The sequence below is a fragment of the Pseudomonas sp. H9 genome (assembly GCF_004353925.1).
In the GTDB taxonomy this organism is placed as follows: domain Bacteria; phylum Pseudomonadota; class Gammaproteobacteria; order Pseudomonadales; family Pseudomonadaceae; genus Aquipseudomonas.
Genome location: NZ_SMOK01000005.1, coordinates 94,324 through 115,318 on the forward strand (window position 1 = coordinate 94,324; position 20,995 = coordinate 115,318).

Annotated in this window: 16 protein-coding genes and 5 tRNA genes; 15 read left to right on the forward strand and 6 right to left on the reverse strand. The window is 59.3% G+C overall.

Features of this window, described 5'->3' with window-relative positions; translation table 11 throughout:
* Positions 1 to 73: 73 nt before the first annotated feature.
* Positions 74 to 1,207, reverse strand: a complete 1,134-nt coding sequence (locus E1573_RS04205) for an aminotransferase class V-fold PLP-dependent enzyme (protein WP_133210929.1) — start codon at positions 1,205 to 1,207, stop codon at positions 74 to 76.
* 72 nt (positions 1,208 to 1,279) lie between these two features.
* Here E1573_RS04205 and E1573_RS04210 point away from each other — a divergent pair, with 72 nt between their 5' ends.
* The 4 genes from E1573_RS04210 to E1573_RS04225 all read left to right on the forward strand — a co-directional run bounded on the left by E1573_RS04210 (position 1,280) and on the right by E1573_RS04225 (position 4,256).
* On the forward strand, positions 1,280 to 1,918 hold the full coding sequence (locus E1573_RS04210; RefSeq protein ID WP_133210931.1) for a TetR/AcrR family transcriptional regulator: 639 nt from the start codon (positions 1,280 to 1,282) through the stop codon (positions 1,916 to 1,918).
* Between the two features lie 126 nt (positions 1,919 to 2,044).
* Complete coding sequence (locus E1573_RS04215) at positions 2,045 to 3,013, forward strand: GTP 3',8-cyclase MoaA (RefSeq protein ID WP_133210933.1); 969 nt, start codon at positions 2,045 to 2,047, stop codon at positions 3,011 to 3,013.
* Positions 3,014 to 3,079: 66 nt separating this feature from the next.
* Positions 3,080 to 3,685, forward strand: coding sequence for a DUF4823 domain-containing protein (locus E1573_RS04220; protein WP_133210935.1), 606 nt, complete (start codon positions 3,080 to 3,082; stop codon positions 3,683 to 3,685).
* A 10-nt stretch (positions 3,686 to 3,695) separates the two neighbouring features.
* Positions 3,696 to 4,256 carry a DUF1285 domain-containing protein gene (locus E1573_RS04225; RefSeq protein WP_133210937.1) on the forward strand — a complete coding sequence of 187 codons (561 nt, stop codon included), beginning with the start codon at positions 3,696 to 3,698 and terminating at the stop codon, positions 4,254 to 4,256.
* Between the two features lie 109 nt (positions 4,257 to 4,365).
* Here E1573_RS04225 and E1573_RS04230 read toward each other — a convergent pair.
* Positions 4,366 to 4,441: transfer RNA gene (locus tag E1573_RS04230), tRNA-Asn, on the reverse strand.
* 62 nt (positions 4,442 to 4,503) lie between these two features.
* On the reverse strand, positions 4,504 to 5,700 hold the full coding sequence (locus tag E1573_RS04235; RefSeq protein WP_133210939.1) for an amino acid aminotransferase: 1,197 nt from the start codon (positions 5,698 to 5,700) through the stop codon (positions 4,504 to 4,506).
* Between the two features lie 308 nt (positions 5,701 to 6,008).
* Here E1573_RS04235 and uvrB point away from each other — a divergent pair, with 308 nt between their 5' ends.
* A complete protein-coding gene (gene uvrB, locus E1573_RS04240) occupies positions 6,009 to 8,024 on the forward strand; it encodes an excinuclease ABC subunit UvrB (RefSeq protein WP_133210941.1) in 2,016 nt (671 codons plus the stop codon).
* An 84-nt stretch (positions 8,025 to 8,108) separates the two neighbouring features.
* Here the strand turns inward: uvrB and E1573_RS04245 are convergent, their stop codons facing one another.
* Both E1573_RS04245 and E1573_RS04250 read right to left on the reverse strand, forming a co-directional pair.
* Positions 8,109 to 9,659, reverse strand: coding sequence for a DHA2 family efflux MFS transporter permease subunit (locus E1573_RS04245; protein ID WP_133210943.1), 1,551 nt, complete (start codon positions 9,657 to 9,659; stop codon positions 8,109 to 8,111).
* Complete coding sequence (locus E1573_RS04250; protein WP_133210945.1) at positions 9,649 to 10,698, reverse strand: HlyD family secretion protein; 1,050 nt, start codon at positions 10,696 to 10,698, stop codon at positions 9,649 to 9,651. Before E1573_RS04250 ends, E1573_RS04245 begins: the two co-directional genes overlap by 11 nt.
* Before the next feature lie 144 nt (positions 10,699 to 10,842).
* On the opposite strand from E1573_RS04250, the gene gltX reads away from it, so the two are divergent.
* The 10 genes from gltX (at position 10,843) to E1573_RS04300 (ending at position 16,710) form a co-directional block, all read left to right on the forward strand.
* The gene (gene gltX / locus E1573_RS04255; protein ID WP_133210947.1) at positions 10,843 to 12,324 is read left to right on the forward strand and encodes a glutamate--tRNA ligase; all 1,482 of its coding nucleotides are present in this window, start codon (positions 10,843 to 10,845) and stop codon (positions 12,322 to 12,324) included.
* Positions 12,325 to 12,587: 263 nt separating this feature from the next.
* A tRNA-Ala gene (locus E1573_RS04260) sits at positions 12,588 to 12,663 on the forward strand.
* Positions 12,664 to 12,742: 79 nt separating this feature from the next.
* Positions 12,743 to 12,818: transfer RNA gene (locus E1573_RS04265), tRNA-Glu, on the forward strand.
* A 53-nt stretch (positions 12,819 to 12,871) separates the two neighbouring features.
* Positions 12,872 to 12,947: transfer RNA gene (locus tag E1573_RS04270), tRNA-Ala, on the forward strand.
* A gap of 44 nt (positions 12,948 to 12,991) precedes the next feature.
* Positions 12,992 to 13,067 (forward strand) — tRNA-Glu (locus tag E1573_RS04275).
* Positions 13,068 to 13,249: 182 nt separating this feature from the next.
* Positions 13,250 to 13,789, forward strand: a complete 540-nt coding sequence (locus E1573_RS04280; RefSeq protein WP_133210949.1) for a TetR/AcrR family transcriptional regulator — start codon at positions 13,250 to 13,252, stop codon at positions 13,787 to 13,789.
* A 26-nt stretch (positions 13,790 to 13,815) separates the two neighbouring features.
* On the forward strand, positions 13,816 to 14,649 hold the full coding sequence (locus E1573_RS04285; RefSeq protein ID WP_133210951.1) for an alpha/beta fold hydrolase: 834 nt from the start codon (positions 13,816 to 13,818) through the stop codon (positions 14,647 to 14,649).
* A gap of 44 nt (positions 14,650 to 14,693) precedes the next feature.
* A complete protein-coding gene (locus E1573_RS04290; RefSeq protein ID WP_133210953.1) occupies positions 14,694 to 15,134 on the forward strand; it encodes a thioesterase family protein in 441 nt (146 codons plus the stop codon).
* Between the two features lie 49 nt (positions 15,135 to 15,183).
* Positions 15,184 to 16,143, forward strand: coding sequence for a tRNA-dihydrouridine synthase (locus E1573_RS04295; protein ID WP_133210955.1), 960 nt, complete (start codon positions 15,184 to 15,186; stop codon positions 16,141 to 16,143).
* 120 nt (positions 16,144 to 16,263) lie between these two features.
* Positions 16,264 to 16,710 carry an Hsp20 family protein gene (locus tag E1573_RS04300; protein WP_133210957.1) on the forward strand — a complete coding sequence of 149 codons (447 nt, stop codon included), beginning with the start codon at positions 16,264 to 16,266 and terminating at the stop codon, positions 16,708 to 16,710.
* Between the two features lie 942 nt (positions 16,711 to 17,652).
* Here the strand turns inward: E1573_RS04300 and E1573_RS04310 are convergent.
* Positions 17,653 to 20,946, reverse strand: a complete 3,294-nt coding sequence (locus E1573_RS04310) for a PAS domain S-box protein (protein WP_133210961.1) — start codon at positions 20,944 to 20,946, stop codon at positions 17,653 to 17,655.
* Positions 20,947 to 20,995 lie beyond the last annotated feature (49 nt).

The window sequence follows — 20,995 nt, forward strand, 5'->3', positions numbered from 1 at the left end:
GGATTGGCGGGCTGCCAGCGCTTGCTGGTCGTTTTTTAAACAGATTTGGAATACGGCTGCGGCTGCTGAGCACTCATCGCTCTGCAATCTGTCTGACAGCCGCCAAGGTTTCGTCGATTATCCGCTTGGGTGTGTAGAAATGCGGTGAAAATCGCACGCCAGGCCCACGGGTGATGCAAACGATCTGTTCGCGTTTCAAGCATTGATAGACATGACTATTGTCCGTCCCGGCAATGCTGAACGAGACGATGCCCGAACGGCGCTGCGCAGCTTCCGGGCTATGCAGGCGAACTCCGGGGATGGCAGCCAGTCCGTCGTAGAGCCACGCCACGCGCTCTGCCAACAGCTCGGCAACTTGTGTTATGCCCACCTCTTCAAGCAATGACAGGCTGGCGTCCAGCGCGGCGGCGCCGAGCATGTTCGGGCTGCCGCATTCAAAGCGCCGGGCGCTGTGGGCGGGCTCCCAGGTAGTACGGGTGTAATCACCCATATGCTCGAGCATGTGCCAGCCGTATTCGCTGAGCTTCAAGCGCGGGCGAACTTCGGCGCGGCAATAGAATACGCCGAGACCTTCCGGGCCGAGCATCCACTTGTGGCCATCGGCCATAGCGAAGTCACACTGGTAGGCCTGAACGTCGAAAGGCAGGGCGCCCAGTTGCTGAATGGCATCGATGCAGAACAGCACATTGCGTTCGCGGCAGCCCTGGCCGAGCCGCGCCAGGTCCAGGCGCAAGCCGCTGGCAAACTGCACGGCGCTGATGGCCAGCAGGCGCACGCGCGGCCCGCAAGCCGCCAACAGGCTGGCTTCCGGGTCCTGGCCCTTGAGGCTCACCTGGATGACCTCTACACCCTGGTCGGCCAAGGCTTCCCAGACGATGCGGTTGGAGGGGAATTCTTCATCGCTGATGACGATCTGGTCGCCTGCTTGCCAGGGTAGCCCGAAGGCGACGAACGACAGCGCTTCGGAGGTGTTTTTGACCAAAGCGATGTCGTCGCTCGAGGGCGCGTTGGTCAGGCGCATCAGGCGCTCGCGCAGGCGCTGCTCCATGACCATCCAGTCCGGGTAATCCCTTGCACCGTGCCAAACGTTTTCGTTGGCAAAGCGCGCAACCGCCAAGCTGGCCCGTTTCGGCCAGGGGGCGACGGCGGCGTGGTTCAGGTAGCGAAGGCCTGGAGCTTGTTCAAACTCATCAAGAAACATAGACATGGTCGGATGATCCGTGCATTTTGGCGCAAGTTAGGCATAATAACCGGCTTCGATTTTGATCCAGTCCTTCTTATGCAGAAAGAACCTCGTAAGGTCCGTGAGTTTCGTCGCCGTGAGCAAGAAATTCTCGATACCGCACTCAAGCTGTTTCTCGAACAGGGTGAAGACAGCGTCACCGTCGAGATGATCGCTGATGCAGTGGGTATCGGCAAAGGCACGATCTACAAGCATTTCAAATCCAAGGCGGAGATCTACCTGCGCCTGATGCTCGACTACGAGCGCGATTTGAACGAACTGTTGCACTCTGCCGATGTTGATCGCGACAAGGAAGCCCTGTCGCGTGCTTACTTTGAATTCCGCATGCGCGATCCGCAGCGCTACCGGTTGTTCGACCGCCTTGAAGAAAAGGTGGTAAAGGGCAATCAGGTGCCGGAGATGGTTGAGGAGTTGCACAAGATCCGTGCCTCCAACTTCGATCGCTTGACCTTGCTGATCAAAGGTCGCATCAGCGAAGGCAAGCTTGAAGACGTACCGCCGTACTTCCACTACTGCGCGGCCTGGGCGCTGGTGCACGGTGCTGTGGCGCTCTATCACTCGCCGTTCTGGAGCAACGTGCTGGAAGATCAGGAGGGCTTCTTCCAGTTCCTGATGGACATTGGCGTGCGCATGGGTAACAAGCGTAAACGCGACCCGGATGTAGCGGGTAACTGAGCGGCGCGGCCGGGTGCCAACACTCCTGCGATAAGGCCTGAGGCCTATACTGATTGAAGAGGCTTGCAAAAACCTGATTTTTGAGTCAGGTTTTGCAGGCCCGATTCATCTATCCTGGAGCCACCCATGATCGTCGACCGCCAAGGCAGGCGTTTTCGCAACTTGCGTGTCAGCCTTACCGCTGCCTGCAATTACGCCTGCACCTATTGCGTACCGGACGGCAAGCGTCTGGTGGCGGCCCAGGATGAGCTTTCCGCCGAGGCCATGGCCCGTGGCGTGGCCTACCTGATCGAGGCGGCGGGTATTGAGCGTTTACGGGTGACCGGCGGTGAGCCGCTGGTCAGCCCCAAGCTTGAGTCGTTTTTAACCTCAGTTGCCGGCTTGGGCCTGGACGAAATCAGTCTGACCACAAACGGCCAGTTGCTGGCACGCAAGCTGCCACTGCTGCGCGCGGCGGGTATTCGCCGGCTCAATGTCTCTCTCGATACGCTCGACCCTGATGCCTTCCGCCGTATTGCTCGGGGAGGCGATCTGGCTACTGTGCTCGACGGCATGGAGCAGGCCAGTGCGGCCGGAATGAAGATCAAAGTCAACATGGTGCCCTTGCGTGGGCAGAACTTCGATCAGGTGCTGCCGTTGCTGGAGTACTGCCTTTCCCGTGGTTTTGAGTTGCGCTTCATCGAGCTGATGCGCATGGGGCATCTGGCGCGCGACAGTAATGCCTTTTTGCAGCAGTTCGTCAGCCTTGAGCATTTGCTGCAGCTGATCGCAGAGCGCTATGAGTACCTGCAAGCCAATGCACCGGTGGATGCAACTGCGCTGCGCTATCAGATTCCCGGCCAGGGCTACTTCGGCGTGATTGCCAACGAAAGCGTACCCTTCTGCCGTACCTGCTCGCGCTTACGCCTGTCGTCGACCGGCTGGCTGCATGGCTGTCTGTCGTCGAGTAACCGTCACTATATCGGCGATCTGCTCGACAAGCCCCGTCACCAGGCGTTACCCGCCTTGCAGGGGTTGCTGGTCAAAGCCTTGGGCGACAAGCAGCCCGTGGCGTTTTCTGGTGGCGCCACGGTGATGAAGATCATCGGCGGGTAAGACTGGCGCAAAAGCTGCATCTGTCAGCCGTTCGCCGGTTTTCCGTCACCGGCCATTGGAGGATAGATGCGTAGCCTGGTTTTGCTGCTGGCGCTGACGGCGCTGGGTGGCTGTATGAATGTCAGCGATATGGGCGAGGGCGTCCGCTATCACATGAGTGATGCCGGCCTGCTCGATCACAGCGATACCCGTCGGTCGCTGTCGGTGCGCCTGCAGCCTGATTCATTCATCTATATCGGCCAGGGTCCCTTTGTACCGCCAGGCAACGGGCCTTATCCGCGCCCTAACGTGGTGGCCGAAGAGGCGTTCAAAGGCTTCATCGAGTATTTCCCAATGGTGCGCCGCGCGCAGGGGCCGTTGGGCCTTGAACAGGCGTTGGTCGAGGCGCGTGGGGTAGGGGCTCACTACCTGCTGTATGCCCGCTTTGCGCGTACCGATGACCGGATTGGCAATGGTGATGAATGGTACGACGAGCAAGCGGTCGATCGTCTGGGGGTTGATACCGGTGTCGTCCAGTTGATGCTCATTGAAACCAATACCCGCTACCTGATCGATACCACGCGAATCAACAGCCGCGGCGGATTACTGACGTTCCACGATAACAAGCCGGAAGATTTGCTTGGCCCACCGCTTGAGGATTACGCTCGTAGCCTTTTGGGCATGAGTCGTTGAGGAGAGGGTGATGACAGACACCGGTAAGGCCATTGATCTGCTGGGGCAGATTCCCAAGTCTGAAAAGGGGCTGCCACCGGTGCATCTGTGGAACCCGGACTTCTGTGGCGATATCGACATGCGTATCGCCCGTGACGGCACCTGGTACTACCTAGGCACGCCGATCGGGCGCAAGCCGATGGTCCGGCTGTTCTCCACCATCATACGCCGCGACGGTGATGACTATTTTCTGGTAACGCCTGTCGAGAAAGTTGGCATCAAAGTCGATGACGCGCCGTTCGTGGCGGTGACGCTGGAGGTTCAAGGCGAAGGTGAGCAGCAGGTGCTGTGCTTTACCAGCAACGTCGAAGAGCAGTTCGAGGCAGGCCCTGAGCATCCGTTGCGTTTCGAGATTGATCCGCAGACCCAAGAGCCTTCGCCCTACGTGCATGTGCGTGACAACCTTGAAGCGCTGATTCATCGCAACGTGTTTTACCAGTTGGTAGAACTGGCCGTGCCGCAGGACATCGAGGGCGAGCAATGGCTCGGGGTGTGGAGCGGCGGTACGTTCTACCCCATCGGTCGTAGCTGATCGGTCGCAAGGCTTTTCCCTGTTCCGTTGCGGGGCAGGGGAAAGTTGCAAGGGGGCTGAAACGAAAAAACCTCCAGTGCTCAGCGCAACTGGAGGTTTTTCAGGTATTTGGCTCCGCGACCAGGACTCGAACCTGGGACCCAATGATTAACAGTCATTTGCTCTACCGACTGAGCTATCGCGGAATCTGTGGCGTATCTTACTGATTGCTAAGGGGAAGTCAAGCCTCCCCTTGGCAAAAAGTCAGTTACAGGACCTCGACGATTGCCTTGGTCACCACATCGATGTTGCTTTGGTTCAAGGTGGCTACGCAGATACGGCCGGTATCCAGGGCGTAGATACCAAACTCGCTTTTCAGGCGTGCTACTTGCTCAACGCTCAGGCCAGAGTAGGAGAACATGCCGCGCTGACGTGCAACGAAGCTGAAGTCATGCTCAGGTGCCAGGGCTGCCAGCTGCTCGACCATCTGCTTGCGCATGCCGTGGATGCGCTGGCGCATCTCACCCAGTTCCTCTTCCCACATCGCACGCAGCTCTGGGCTGTTAAGCACGGCAGCAACGATGCTGGCGCCGTGGGTTGGCGGGTTGGAGTAGTTGGTGCGGATAACACGCTTGACCTGGGACAGCACGCGCGCGCTTTCTTCCTTCGATTCGGTGATGATCGACAGGGCACCAACGCGCTCGCCGTACAGCGAGAAGGATTTGGAGAACGAGCTGGAGACGAAGAAGTTCAGGCCCGACTCGGCGAACAGGCGTACAGCGAAGGCGTCTTCATAGATGCCGTCGCCAAAGCCCTGGTAAGCCATGTCGAGGAATGGTACGTGGCCTTTGGCCTTGACCACTTCCAGTACGTTTTTCCAGTCGTCCAGGCTCAGGTCGACACCGGTCGGGTTGTGGCAGCAGGCGTGCAGCACAATGATCGAGCCGTTTGGCAGAGCGTTGAGGTCTTCGAGCATGCCGCTGCGGTTGACGTCATGGGTCGCGGCGTCGTAGTAGCGGTAGTTTTGTACCGGGAAACCGGCGGTTTCAAACAGGGCGCGATGGTTTTCCCAGCTCGGGTCGCTGATGGCCACTACGGCGTTTGGCGAAACCTGCTTGAGGAAGTCGGCACCGATCTTCAGGGCGCCCGTGCCGCCAACGGCCTGGGTGGTGATGACTCGGCCAGCAGCCAGCAGTGGCGACTCGGCACCGAACAGCAGCTTCTGTACAGCCTGGTCGTAGGCAGCGATGCCATCAATCGGCAGGTAGCCGCGGGAAGCGTGCTGGGCAGCACGCTGGGTTTCGGCTTCGATCACTGCACGCAGCAGTGGGATACGCCCTTCTTCGTTGCAGTAAACACCTACACCCAAGTTGACCTTGTTGCTACGGGTATCGGCGTTGAAAGCTTCGTTGAGGCCCAGAATGGGATCGCGTGGTGCCAGCTCGACAGCGGAAAACAGGCTCATTATTACCTTGGCTCTGAATGGAGAGTGATAGGGGTCGCACGCTCCAGTCGGATGCACTAGAGCGGTGCACAAACGGGGAGTCAGTATAGTGATACCCATCGGTCACGGCGACAGTCAGAAGCAGCTTTTCCTGCTGTTTCACCGAATATTTTTCGACCGTTAGTCTAATTGACCGGTCGTTAGGCAAAATTGGCCACAACACTGAGTTGAAAGTGGCGCTGCAGACCACTATTTCGGTATAACTACTGTCTATAAATACAGTTGCCCGCATCTGCGACAAACGCGTCGCGATAACACAGAGGTTTGTCATGTCCGACTTCCAGCTCGTCACCCGTTTCCAGCCGGCCGGCGACCAGCCCGAGGCCATTCGCCTGATGGTCGAAGGGATCGAGGCGGGCTTGGCGCACCAGACCCTGCTCGGAGTGACCGGTTCGGGCAAGACCTTTAGCATCGCCAACGTGATTGCTCAGGTACAGCGGCCAACCCTGGTGTTGGCCCCGAACAAAACCCTGGCTGCGCAGCTGTACGGTGAGTTCAAGGCTTTTTTCCCCAACAATGCCGTGGAGTACTTCGTCTCTTACTACGACTACTACCAGCCTGAAGCCTATGTGCCATCGTCTGACACCTTCATTGAGAAGGATGCCTCGATCAACGACCACATTGAGCAGATGCGCCTGTCCGCGACCAAGGCGCTGCTGGAGCGTCGGGATGCGATCATCGTTACCACGGTGTCGTGCATTTATGGCTTGGGCAGCCCGGAAACTTACTTGAAGATGGTCCTGCATGTGGACCGTGGCGACAAACTCGACCAACGCGCCTTGTTACGTCGCCTGGCAGACCTGCAATACACCCGAAACGAAATGGACTTCGCCCGTGCGACCTTCCGGGTGCGCGGTGATGTAATCGATGTATTCCCCGCTGAATCGGACCTGGAAGCGATCCGCATTGAGTTGTTCGACGATGAAGTCGAGAACATCGCCGCCTTCGATCCGTTGACCGGCGAAGTGATCCGCAAGCTGCCGCGCTTCACTTTCTACCCCAAGAGCCACTACGTAACACCACGTGAAACACTGCTCGAAGCGGTGGAGGGCATCAAGGAAGAGCTGCAGCAGCGTCTGGAATACCTGCACAAAGCCAACAAGCTGGTCGAAGCCCAGCGGCTGGAGCAGCGTACCCGTTTCGATCTGGAGATGATCCTCGAGTTGGGGTATTGCAACGGCATCGAAAACTACTCGCGTTACCTCTCCGGCCGACCAGCAGGGGCACCGCCACCGACCCTTTACGACTACTTGCCGGCTGATGCGCTGCTGGTCATCGACGAATCCCACGTCAGCGTCCCTCAAGTGGGCGCAATGTACAAAGGCGACCGTTCGCGCAAAGAAACCCTGGTGGAGTACGGTTTCCGTCTGCCGTCGGCACTGGACAACCGACCCATGCGTTTCGATGAATGGGAGAGCGTCAGCCCGCAGACCATCTTCGTTTCGGCCACGCCCGGGCCCTATGAGGCTGAGCATGCCGGGCGGGTAGTGGAGCAGGTGGTACGTCCGACCGGTCTGGTCGACCCTCAGGTTGAAGTGCGCCCGGCCACGACGCAGGTCGATGACCTGCTCTCGGAAATTCGCAAGCGCGTGGCAATGGAGGAGCGTGTATTGGTCACCACCCTGACCAAACGCATGGCCGAAGACCTCACCGACTACCTGGCCGACCATGACGTGCGAGTGCGTTACCTGCACTCGGACATCGATACCGTGGAGCGCGTCGAGATCATTCGCGACCTGCGTCTGGGCACCTTTGATGTGCTGGTGGGGATCAACCTGCTGCGTGAGGGCCTGGACATGCCCGAAGTGTCACTGGTGGCCATTCTCGACGCTGACAAGGAAGGCTTCCTGCGTTCCGAGCGCTCACTGATCCAGACCATCGGCCGTGCAGCCCGTAACCTCAATGGCCGGGCGATTCTCTATGCCGACAACATGACCGGCTCGATGGAACGAGCTATTGGCGAAACCGAACGCCGTCGCGACAAGCAGATCGCCTTCAACCAGGCCAACGGCATCGTGCCCAAGGGCGTGGTCAAGGACATCACCGACATCATGGAAGGGGCCAACGTGCCCGGCTCGCGCAGCAAGAAACGCAAAGGCATGGCCAAAGCGGCGGAAGAAAGCGCCCGTTACGAAGCCGAACTGCGTTCCCCAGGTGAGATTGCCAAGCGCATCAAACTGCTGGAAGAGAAGATGTACCAGCTGGCGCGAGACCTTGAGTTCGAAGCCGCAGCGCAACTGCGCGACGAAATTACCGCCTTGCGCGAACGCATGATCACTGCCTGACCTGTGGGAGCGGGCTTGTCCCGCGATGCGATCTATCCGTCAGATCGCATCGCGGGGCAAGCCCGCTCCCACAGCAACAGATCTTCAGTGGGCTTCGCCGGCTTTCAAGCCTTGCGGCAATTTGCGCGTCATCATCACCGCCACCATGCTGATCGCCAGGCCGATGCCCACAAAATGGAAGGCATCGTTGTAGGCCATGATCATCGCCTGTTGGTGGGTGATTTCACTGAGTTTGCCCAACGCGGCACTGTCACTGCCCAGGCGTTCCGCCAGTTGCGCCAAACGTTCCGCTACTTGCGGGTTGGTTGGTACCACAGACTCGCGCAGGTAATCGAAATACACCTTGGCGCGCTCATCCAGCAAAGTCGCCAGCAGGGCAATACCGATGGCGCCGCCCAGGTTACGCAAGATGTTGAACAGGCTCGACGCCGACCCCGCATCCTGCGGCAGGATGTAACTGGTGGCGATCAATGAAATGGTGACCATGATCATCGGCTGCCCCAGCGCCCGCACGATCTGGATATGGTTGAACTGTTCACCGGCAAAGTCAGGGTTCAGCACGCCGGAGCCAAAGCTGGCCAGGCCGAACAGGCCAAAACCCAGGGTGCAGAGAATCTTCGGCGAAATCACCTTCATCAGTTGCGGTACCAGCGGAATCAGAAACAGCTGGGGCACCCCCATCCACATGATCACTTCGCCAATTTGCAGGGCGTTGTAGTTCTGGATCTGTGCCAGGTACAGCGGCAGCAGGTAGATCGATCCATACAAGCCAACCCCCATCCCCAGGCTGGCGATACTCGACAAGCCGAAATTACGGTTGCCCAGGATGCGCAGGTTGATCAACGGGTTGGGTTTGGAAAACTGCACGATCACAAAGGTGATCAAGCTGAGCAGGGCGATGCTGCCGAGACTGACAATCAGGCCGGACTCCAGCCAGTCTTTGCGGTGGCCTTCCTCAAGGAATACCTGCAGGCAGCCCAGGCCGACGCCGAGGGTGACGATGCCGGCGTAATCCGTGCTTTTCAGCAGCTCCCAGTGCGCCTCTTTCTTTTCCAGGCCATACAGTAGGCCGCCGATCATGATCAGGCCGGGTGGAATGTTGATGTAGAAGATGTATTCCCAGCCCCAGTTCTCAGTCAGCCATCCGCCCAATGTGGGGCCTATGGAGGGCGCGAAAGTAGCGGTCATGGCAAACATGGCCATGCCTTTGGCGCGGTGGTGTTCAGGTAGCTTGATCAGCGTCAGAGTAAACGCCAGTGGGATCAGTGCGCCGCCGGTAAAGCCCTGCAAGGCGCGGAAAACGATCATGCTCTCCAGGTTCCAGGCCATGGAGCACAGCAGCGAAGAGACGAGAAAACCCAATGATACCCACACCGCCAGGCGTCGTGCAGACAGCAGCTGCACCAGCCAGGCAGTGAGCGGAATCATGATGATTTCGGCCACCAGGTAGGAGGTCGAGATCCATGAGCCTTCCTCCAGGGTGGCCGATAGCGCGCCCTGGATATCTTTGAGCGAGGAGTTGGTGATCTGGATGTCCAGCACAGCCATGAATGCGCCAAGCATTGCACTCATGACTGCAATCCAGTCGCGTCGGCTCGGCTCGCCGATGGGGCGAATCAATGCATCACCGGCCATTGTCGGCAGTGTTCCGGATATCCACGGTGGCGGTGACGGACATGCCCGGCCGGATTCTGCCTTGCAGCGGGTTGTCGGTGGCGAAGGTCAGCTTGACCGGAATACGTTGCACCACCTTGGTGAAGTTGCCGGTAGCATTGTCCGGCGGCAGCAGGCTGAACTGGGCGCCAGAGGCGGCAAACAAGCTGTCGACGCGGGCTGTGATCGGGGTATCGGGGTAGCTGTCGAAAGTCAGCTTGGCCTGTTGTCCAGGCAGCATGTGGCCAATCTGGGTTTCTTTGAAGTTGGCCTGGATCCAGATGTCCTGGTCAGGAACGATTGACAGCAGGTAGGCACCGGCTTGCACCACTTGGCCATTGCGCGCTGCGCGTTGGCCAATCATACCGCTGATCGGTGCGCGGATTTCGCTGCGGGTCAGGTTCAGCTCGGCCTGGGCCAGGTCTGCGCGGGCATTGACGATCTGGGCATCCAGACGCTTGATCTCTGCGCTCAAGGCATTGACCTGCTGGCGCTGACCCTGAAGGTCAGCCTGCGCCTTGCTCACCTGGGAGCGGGCGACGTTGTTCTCTGCCGACAAAGTAGTGACCCGTTCTTCGGAGACGAAGCCGGGCTTGCGCAGGGCCTGGGCGCGGTTCAGGTCGAGTTCGGCGCGGCCCAGGGTGGCCTGATTGGCAGCGACCTGAGCTTGTCCTGCAGCAATCAGGCTGGCTTGTTGGGTCAGGCGGCTTTCAGCTTGCAGGCGTTCGGCCTGGCGGGTGTCGAGGGCGGCACGGGCACGTTCCACGGCCAGGTGAAAATCGTCCGGCTCCAGGCGCACCAACAGATCGCCTTTGGCCACATGTTGGTTGTCCTGTACCAACACTTCATCGATGCGTGCGCTCAGTTGGCTGGAAACGCGGGTGATCTCGCCTTGAACATAGGCGTTGTCGGTGCTCTCGTAGAAGCGTCCTTTGAAGTACCAGTGAGCGAGAAAGGCGAGGGCAATCAGCACAACCGAGGTCAGGAAAACCATCAGGCGGCGTTTAAGTTGAGCGGGCATGAGTACTATCGTTCCAAAAATGTAAGCAAATTTAACCGTGTTTGGATCCACTACCACAAGGGGTGATCGCGCCCATTGCTGGAGCCTGGTGCCCGCTCCCTGTTAACATTCAGCCTTTGATTCATCTCTAGTCCGAGACTCTCCATGACCACCGTTCGCACGCGTATCGCGCCTTCGCCTACTGGCGATCCCCACGTCGGCACTGCCTATATCGCCCTGTTCAACTACTGCTTTGCCAAGCAGCACGGCGGCGAATTCATCTTGCGTATCGAAGATACCGACCAGTTGCGTTCGACCCGCGAGTCCGAACAGCAGATTTTCGACGCCCTGCGCTGGTTGGGTATCGAGTGGAGCGAAGGTCCGGATGTCGGCGGCCCGCATGGTCCGTACCGGCAGAGTGAGCGTGGTGACATCTACAAACAGTACGCTCAGCAATTGGTCGATTTGGGTCATGCCTTCCCGTGCTTCTGCACCGCCGAAGAGCTCGACCAGATGCGTGCCGAGCAAATGGCGCGTGGTGAAACCCCGCGTTACGACGGCCGCGCCTTGCTGCTGTCGGAAGAAGAGGTTCAGCGCCGCCTGGCCGCTGGCGAGCCGCACGTCATCCGCATGAAAGTGCCGACTGAAGGCGTTTGCGTGGTGCCGGACATGTTGCGTGGCGATGTCGAGATCCCGTGGGACCGCATGGACATGCAGGTACTGATGAAGACCGACGGCCTGCCAACCTACTTCCTGGCCAACGTTGTCGATGACCACTTGATGGGCATCACTCACGTGCTGCGTGGCGAAGAGTGGCTGCCATCGGCGCCCAAACTGATCAAGCTGTACGAGTACTTCGGTTGGGAACAACCAACCCTGTGCTACATGCCGCTGCTGCGTAACCCGGACAAGAGCAAGCTGTCCAAGCGCAAGAACCCGACCTCGGTAACCTTCTACGAGCGTATGGGCTTCATGCCTGAAGCGATGCTCAACTACCTGGGCCGTATGGGCTGGTCGATGCCGGATGAGCGCGAGAAGTTCTCCCTGGCCGAGATGGTCGAGCACTTCGACCTGTCGCGGGTATCCCTGGGCGGGCCGATCTTCGACATTGAGAAATTGTCCTGGCTCAACGGCCAGTGGTTGCGCGACCTGCCGGTGGAAGAGTTTGCTGCACGCCTGCAGAAGTGGGCCTTCAACAGCGATTACATGATGAAAATCGCGCCGCATGTGCAGGGCAGGGTAGAGACCTTCAGCCAGGTTGCACCGTTGGGCGGGTTCTTCTTCGAAGGTGCGTTGAAACTCGATGCCAAGCTGTTCGAGAGCAAGAAGCTGTCCGGCGATCAGGTTCGTCAGGTTATCCAACTGATTCTGTGGAAGCTGGAAAGCCTGCGTCAGTGGGAAAAAGAGCGTATTACCGGCTGCATCCAGGCCGTTGTCGAGGCGCTGGAACTGAAGCTGCGTGACGCCATGCCGTTGATGTTCGCTGCCATTACCGGCCAGGCGAGCTCGGTCTCGGTGCTCGACGCCATGGAGATCCTTGGCCCGGACCTGACCCGCTACCGTCTGCGCCAAGCGCTGGATCTGCTCGGTGGTGTCTCGAAGAAAGAAAACAAAGAGTGGGAGAAGCTGTTGGGCACCATCGCCTGATCGCCTTTCACCCTTTTCGCGGGGCAAGCCCGCTCCTACAACCTGTAGGAGCGGGCTTGCCCCGCGATGCTTTTGGGCCCGCCGGCCAACAAAACCGGGCATCGGAAGGTAAGTGTTTGTTATCTCGGAAAAAAAATTCAAAAAAAGTCGAAAATAAATTTGACAGGTGTGCAATCCGATCTTAATATGCGCCCCGTCCACAGCGATGAACGAAACGAAGCGCGAAGCACCCAGCCAAGCGATTCAGTTCAAAGCGACATTGTGGGGCTATAGCTCAGCTGGGAGAGCGCCTGCATGGCATGCAGGAGGTCAGCGGTTCGATCCCGCTTAGCTCCACCAAATTCCGATCCGTAGTCAGCTACACTGACTGCGGAGTCAACCGGGTTACAGCGACCGGGTTGTTAAGGTAAGAAGGTTCGTCCCCTTCGTCTAGTGGCCTAGGACACCGCCCTTTCACGGCGGTAACAGGGGTTCGAGTCCCCTAGGGGACGCCAGTTTTACACAAGCGATATCGAAAGAGATCGCTGGGCCGCGAGGCTAAAAATCTGGGGCTATAGCTCAGCTGGGAGAGCGCCTGCATGGCATGCAGGAGGTCAGCGGTTCGATCCCGCTTAGCTCCACCAATTTTGCCAGGATTCGTGAAAACGGATCTGCACGAAGGTTACAAGTCCCCTTCGTCTAGTGGCCTAGGACACCGCCCTTTCACGGCGGTAACAGGGGTTCGAGTCCCCTAGGGGACGCCATTTTACCCACTTTGTGGGATTTCAAGGCTCATTCGATTATTGAATGAGCCTTTTGTTTTTGCCTCGGAAAAAGTTTTTCCTCCCCCCTTCAAGTCAGTGCTTCGCGACGAGCGGCGCAAGAAAGCCCTTGCAGAAAAATATGATGAGAATAATATTTCGATCATAATATTCGGAGGCGAGTCATGAACGACAAGAAAGCAAAAACACGCGAACGGATTCTCGATGCCGCCTGCAGCGCCCTGATCCAGCACGGCCCGGCTGAGCCTAGTGTCAACCAGGTCATGGGGGCTGCCGGGCTTACCGTCGGCGGCTTCTACGCGCACTTCGACAGCAAAGATGCGCTGATGCTTGAAGCGTTCAGTCAGCTACTGGCTGAGCGCCGCGCCTTGTTGGCCGAAGTAGACCCGACCATGAAGGGCGAAGAACGCCGTGCGCTGGTCGCCGCATTTTACCTGTCGCGCAAACACCGTGATGCCACCGAGCGTGGTTGCCCGCTGCCCACTGCCCTGAGTGAGATGGGGCGTCTTCCCGACTCTTTTCGCCAGGTTCTGGCTGATCACCTTGAACAGATGATGGTCAATCTCGCCGATTCCCCTGAAGAAGCCGACAAGGTCCTGGCTGACATGGCTTTGATGATTGGTGGGCTGGCCCTGGCTCGCGCCTTGGGCACTGACGAATTGTCCGACCGTATCTTGCGTGCCGCCAAGTCGGCGGTTGTCTGAGCCGCGTTATCCATCGGAGCGAAGCGATGAATACCTTGAGCTGGATTCGTAGCGTAAACGGTACCCTGGGGCGTCTGGCGCCGGAGCACATCGCCGGCAAAATGCGTCACGCCTTCATGACCCCGCGCAACTTGCCCCCGCGTGACTGGGAGCTACCGCTGTTGGCGAGTGGCGAGCGCATTACGCTGCGGTTCGGGTTGTCGGCATTACGCTGGGGGCAGGGGCCGACTGTACTGTTGATGCACGGTTGGGAAGGGCGGCCGACCCAGTTCGCGCATCTGATCACCACCCTGGTGCAAGCCGGTTACACCGCTGTTGCGCTGGAGGGGCCGGCTCATGGTCATTCGCCGGGCAATCAGGCGCATGTTGCCCTGTTTGCCCGCTCCCTGCTGGAAGCGGCTGCCGAGTTGCCACCACTGCGTGCCGTGATCGGCCACTCCATGGGCGGTGCCAGCGTCATGCTGGCGCTGCAGTGGGGGCTGCGTGCGGAAATGGCGGTGAGTGTTGCCGCACCTGCACAACTGTTGGGTGTGCTGCGCAACTTCGCTCACCGACTGGGCATGCCAAGCCGAGCGCGGGCAGCGTTTGTGCGTCAGGTCGAGCGTGATGTCGGCATCCCCATTTCGCGGCTGGACGTCAGCCGCTACCAGCTGGAAATCCCCGCGCTGATCGCGCACGCAGAGGACGACCGTATTGTGCCTGCCAGCGAGGCCTTGACCATTCACCAGTCCTGGTTCGACAGCCGCTTGTTGTTGCTGCCGGAAGGTGGGCACCAGCGCGTCCTGTCCGACCCGCAACTGATTGAAGGCGTCATGGCACTGTTGTTGCGCCGTCACTCAACGGCGCGCCAATCAGCCTGAGCATCCGTTACACTCTGCCCGTTCATCACAGACTTGGAGCGGGCATGAGTTGGGATCTGGCAACACCGTTCGTCATCGATCTGCGTGTCGCAGCCGACGATATTGATGGCCTCGGCCACGCCAATAATGCGGTTTACGTTACTTGGCTGGAGCGTTGTGCCTGGCGCCACTCACAGCGTCTGGGGCTGGACCTGGCTGAATATCGGCGCCTGGATCGGGCAATGGCAGTGGTACGCCATGAGATTGACTACCTGGCGGCGGCCTACGAAGACGACGAGCTACAGCTGGCCACCTGGATCGTTGACTGGGACCAGCGCTTGAAGATGACCCGCCGCTTTCAGTTGGTACGCCCCAGCGACGGCACCACTTTGCTGCGTGCGCAAACCACTTTCGTCTGCATCGAGTTATCCACAGGGCGGCCCAAGCGCATGCCCAGCGAGTTTGTCGACGGCTACGGGCAAGCCCTGATGGTCGGAGCGCTGTAGTTCACGGATTTTGCTAGACTGCGCGCCTTTTTCACCCGAGATGCATCCCATGCAAATTGCCCTGGCCCCGATGGAGGGGCTGGTCGACGACATCCTTCGCGACGTACTGACTCAGGTTGGCGGTATTGACTGGTGTGTGACCGAGTTCATTCGCGTCTGCGACCGGCTGTTGCCCGCTGCCACCTTCGATAAGTTGGCGCCGGAGTTGCGCCACGGCGCACAAACGGCGGCCGGGGTACCTTTGCGGGTGCAGTTGCTCGGATCTGACCCAGTTTGCCTGGCAGAAAATGCCGTGCTGGCCTGCGAGTTGGGCGCACCGGTGATCGACCTGAACTTCGGCTGCCCGGCCAAGACTGTGAATAAATCCCGTGGCGGAGCCGTGCTGCTTAAAGAGCCGGAACTGCTGCACGCCATTCTTCGCGAAGTACGCCGTGCCGTGCCTGCCCATATCCCTGTGACCGCTAAGATGCGCCTGGGCTTCGACAGCCCGGATGGCGCCTTGGATTGCGCGCGGGCCTTGGCCGAGGGCGGTGCCGAGCAGTTGGTGGTGCATGCGCGGACCAAGGTTGACGGCTACAAACCGCCTGCACATTGGGAATGGGTTGCTAAGGTGCAGGATGTGGTCAAGGTGCCGGTCTACGCCAACGGTGAGGTCTGGACCCTCGACGATTGGCGGCGTTGCCGCGAAGTCAGTGGTGTCGAAGACATCATGCTCGGTCGTGGCCTGGTGTCGCGCCCGGACTTGGCCCGGCAGATTGCAGCTGAGCGCGATGGCGTTGAGTTCGTGCCTATGGACTGGCAGAGCTTGCTGCCGCTGATCCAGGACTTCTGGGCTCAGGCACGGGCGCAGATGACTCCACGTCAGGCGCCCGGTCGCCTGAAGCAGTGGGTGGCAATGCTCACTCGTACCTACCCGGAGGCGGTGGCGTTGTTTACCGAGTTGCGCCGGGAAACCGACTGTGATCGTGTTGGGCAACTCATCGGTATCCCGGTTAGTGAGGCGGCCTGAAAAACAAAAATTTGTATTGAGTCGCTTGAAAAGCAGACGAGGGTCCTTATCTAGGTAGTACGCGATGCCGAAGTCGGGTCGCGCTACTACACAAACTCGCTGATTTTCAGGAGATGTACCATGACTACTGCTTTTTCTCTGGCTCCACTGTTCCGTCATTCCGTAGGCTTCGACCGTTTCAACGACCTGTTCGAATCTGCGGCACGTAACGAGGCGGGTAGCAGCTACCCACCCTACAACGTTGAAAAACATGGCGATGACCACTATCGAATTGTCGTTGCTGCAGCTGGTTTCCAAGAGCAGGATCTGGACCTGCAAGTGGAAAAAGGCGTCTTGACCGTTACTGGCGGTAAGCGTGAAGGCAACGGCGAAAGCGTCACCTACTTGCATCAGGGCATTGCCCAGCGGGCGTTCAAACTGTCGTTCCGCCTGGCCGACCATATCGAGGTCAAGGCCGCAGCGCTGGCCAACGGCCTGCTCAGCATCGACCTGCTGCGCATCGTGCCGGAAGAAGCCAAGGCCAAACGTATCCCGATCAATGGGGATAGCAAGCCTGCGTTGAACTGAGTGCGGTGATGTGAAAAAGAGGGCACCTTCGGGTGCCCTTTTTTTGGTTCTTCACGAATTGTCGGGGAGTAATTGGCTTTGGCTTTGGCTTTGGCTTTGGCTTTGAGCGCTGTGGGCTTATCCGTTCGGTGTGGTGGCTCCTCAGGCCCCTTCCGCCTTTACGGCGGCTGACTTTTTTCTTGGAAAAAGTCAGCAAAACCGCCGGCTCCTGCATCCGGCCCTACGCTGCGCTTCGGGTCCCTTCGCTCCGGCGCCCTCCAGGCCCGCGCGGCCTACGACTTGCTACGCAAGTCTACATCTCGCGCCTTCGGCACAGCCGAAGGGTGCTTACGCACCTGGCCCTCCAGGCACCTCCACTCAGCCTCCTGAAGTCGCAAAGTTACGGGCAGCGCCTGCACTGGCGGTATCTTCGATAGCGGCAAGCTTGAAGCTCCAAGCTTGAAGCTTGAAGCTTTTGTGGACTCGATAATCCAGACGCTGCGGTCTGCGACTTCAGGAGGCCTAGTGGAGGTATTGCGTAGTGAGGTGACGGGCAGGAGCCCGTCAAGCGCTTCGGGCCATGGATGGCCCGTTAGCGCGGTCCTCACGGGAGCAACACCGGAAGGAGGGAACCCGGAGCGCAGCGTAGGGCCGGATGCAGGAGCCAGCGGTTTTGCTGACTTTTTCCAAGAAAAAAGTCAGACGCCGTAAAGGCGGAAGGGGCCAGTGGTGCCAGCACGCCAAACGGATAAGCTCACAGCGTTCAAATCCAAATCCAATACTCCCCGATAATCCGTGAAGAATCTTTTTTTGGGTTCTTCTCGGATTGTCGGGGCCTTGGGTGGTGTGGCGGCCTTTAAGCCGCCGGCCCTACCAGTAGGAGCGGGCTTGCCCCGCGAAGCGATTTGGCATGCAAAACCCAATCGCGGGGCAAGCCCGCTCCTACCGAGATAAGCTGTACTCTTACATCGCTGGGGCTTCCAGCAGCAACCGCCGGAACTCAACCAGCGGCAGCGGTCGGCTGTGTAGATAGCCTTGGTACAAATGGCACCCCAGTCGTTCCAGAAACGCCAACTGCTCGGTCAATTCCACCCCTTCAGCAATCACCGCCAGTTCCAGGCTGCGTGCCATGGCGACGATGGCACGCACAATTTCGGCGTCGTTGGGGTCCACTGGCGCGTCGCGCACGAACGACTGGTCGATTTTCAAGGCATCCACCGGCAGGCGTTTGAGGTAGGTCAGCGACGAATACCCAGTGCCAAAATCGTCCATGGCGAAGCTCACCCCATAGCGCTTGAGTTCACGCATTTTGTTGATGGTGTCTTCCAGGTTCTGGATAACGATGCCTTCGGTGATTTCCAGTTTGAGCATGTGGTACGGCAGGCCAAAGTCGTCCAGGCTGCGCAGTACCCGTTCGACAAAGTCATTCTGGCGAAACTGCCGCGGGCTGATGTTAACGCACAGGCTGAAGTCGTCAGCCTCGATCAGGTGGTCGCGCAACATGCCGGCGCAGGCATCGCAGGCTTCGTCGAGTATCCAACTGCCAACCTCCAGGATCAGGCCGCTCTCTTCCAACACCTGGATGAACTGTGAAGGCGGCTGCTGGCCCAACTGCGGGTGGTGCCAGCGCAACAATACCTCGGCGCCGACAATGTGGTTGTCGCGGGCATCGACCTGCGGCTGGAAGTGCAGGGCCAGTTCGCCTCGGGCCAGGGCCATGCGCAAGTCGCTCTCCATGCGCAGGCGCTCGCTGGCGGCTTTTTGCATGGTGGTGTGAAACAGTTGAGTGGTGTTGCGCCCAGAATCCTTGGCCCGGTACAGGGCAATGTCGGCCCGCTTGAGCAGGTCGGCCGGGGTCGAGCCATGATCGGGTATCAGTGCTACGCCGATGCTGGGCGTCACTTGCAGGCGCTGACCATCAAGGAACATCGGTTCAGCCAGCAGTTCGCGCAGGGTATCGGCCAGCTCGCGGACTTTCTCTGTAACTTCGTCGCGGCTGCCGTCCAGGCCGCTAAGCAACACCACGAACTCATCACCACCCAGGCGCGCCACGGTATCTTCCATGCGTACGCTGGCTTCCAGGCGCGCGGTGATGATCTTCAGCACGGTGTCGCCTACGGGGTGGCCGAGGGAGTCATTGATGTGCTTGAAGTGGTCGAGATCGAGAAACAACAGCGCACCACGCAGATTGTGGCGTTTGAGCAGGGCAATCTGCTGGCTCAGGCGGTCCATCAGCAGGGCGCGGTTGGGCAGGTTGGTCAGCGGGTCGTGGTAGGCCAGGTGACGGATCTGCGCCTGGGCGTTTTTCAACTGGCTGACGTCACGGGCGGTAAGCAGCAGGCAGTGGGTTTCATTGAGCGTAATCGGCTCGATCGACACCTCAACGGTGAGGATATCGCCGCGCTTGTTGCGCCCGAGCATTTCCCGGTGGTGTACGCGGCCCCGGTCCTGTAACTCGGCGATCAGCATGGAGCGCTGTTTGTCATCCGCCCAGATACCGATCTCGTACACGGTGCGGCCGATTACCTCGCTGGCGCTGTAACCGGTGAGGCGACAGAAGCCGTCATTGATCTCCAGGTAGCGGCCGCTGACCAACTCGGTGATGGTGATGGCGTCGGGGCTGGAGTGGAATGCCTTGGCGAACTTTTCTTCGCTGGCCTTGAGTGCCGCTTCGGCGCGTTGTTGCTGGGTTATGTCGCGCAGGGTGGTGACGCTGCAGGCCTGGTCGTCGACTTTGATCAGGCGACTGGAAATCACGCAGGTCAGTGGTTGCCCGTCCTTGTGGTTGACCACCACCGCGACGTTGTTCAGGGCTTCGTCGCGGATCACCTGTTCGATACGTCGGGCGCGCCCGGCGGACTCGCCCCACAGCCCGACTTCTTCGGCGCTACGACCGATGACCTGAGAGGCGTCCCAACCGAAGGTTTGGGTGAAGGCCGGATTGATTTCGATGAACTGACCGTTGTCCTGACGCGTCACACAGATCGGGTCCGGGCTGGCCTGAAACAAACTGGCGAATTTTTCTTCTGAACTGGTCAGGCGCTGCTCGCGTTCGACTTGGTCGGTGATGTCGAGCAGGGTGCCCGCCATGCGCAACGGGTTGCCCTGTTCGTCGCGGTACAGGCGCGCGCGGCTTTCGATGTAGCGTGAAGTGCCGTTTTCCAGTTGCACCTGATAGGTGATCTGGTAATTGTCGGCCGGGCCTTCGCGCAGGCTGCGGTAGGCCTTGCGCATGCTGCTGCGTTCTTGTTCGGGCACTCCTTCGAAAAACGCGTCGAACGACTCATGAAATGGCTCGGCTTTCATCCCGTGCAGTTCGGCTGCGCGAGCCGAGCCGTAAAGCATGCCGCTGGGTATATGCCAATCCCAGGTGCCGAGCTGGGCAGAGTCCAGGGCCAGGTCGAGGCGTTCCTGGCTGTCGCGCAGGGCTTGGTCAGCGCGTTTGCGCTCGCTGGTGTCGACGAAGGTGCTGAGCAGGTAAACCGTGCCTTCGAGCTCGATGTTCTGGGTACTGAGAATGCCGTCGTGCACCTTGCCGTTACTGGCACAGAACTGCACCTCCAGCGTCACCGGGCCGCTGGTGCTGCGTGTGGCATCAAGGACCAATTGGCGTTGGTTGGGGTTGGCCCACAGGCCGAGCTCGATGGTGGTCTTGTTGATCACCTGGTGGCCGGGCCAGCCCAGGGTTTGCTCGAAGTGTTGATTGACTTCGTAAATCAAGCCATCGGCTCGGCGGGTCAACAACACGACATTGGGGCTGAGGTGAAACAGTGTGGCGAAGCGCTTTTCCGAGTTGATCAGTGCGGTTTCGCGTTCGCGCTGGCGGGTGATTTCGCGGATAACGCCGATCATCTGTGGGCGTCCGTGTTTATCCTTGGCCATGCTGCCGTTGATTTCCAGCCAGTGCAGGCTACCGTCGGGCCAGCGGATACGGTGGCGCAGGGCCTGTTCCACCGGCTCACCGTTGAGCACTGCATGAAACGCTTGCAAGGTGCGGGCACGGTCTTCAACCGGCAGCAGGTCAAGGTAGTCCACGTCATTTGGCAGCGGCAGTTGCGGGTCGAAGCCGAACAACGCCTGGGTTCCCCGCGACCAGCTGATGTGCCCGGTTTCAACGTCCCAGAACCAGGCGCCCAGATGCGCGCCATTCAACGCCGCCAGGAGTTGCGGTGCATTTTCCCAGGTTTGCTCCAACACCTGGGGGTCTGCCGAGTGGATACGCGGCAGACGCGGAAAGCGATTTGCTGATTTGGGCATCGATACCAGACCTTTGGCAGATGACACGTCCTTGATGGTCGTACAGACC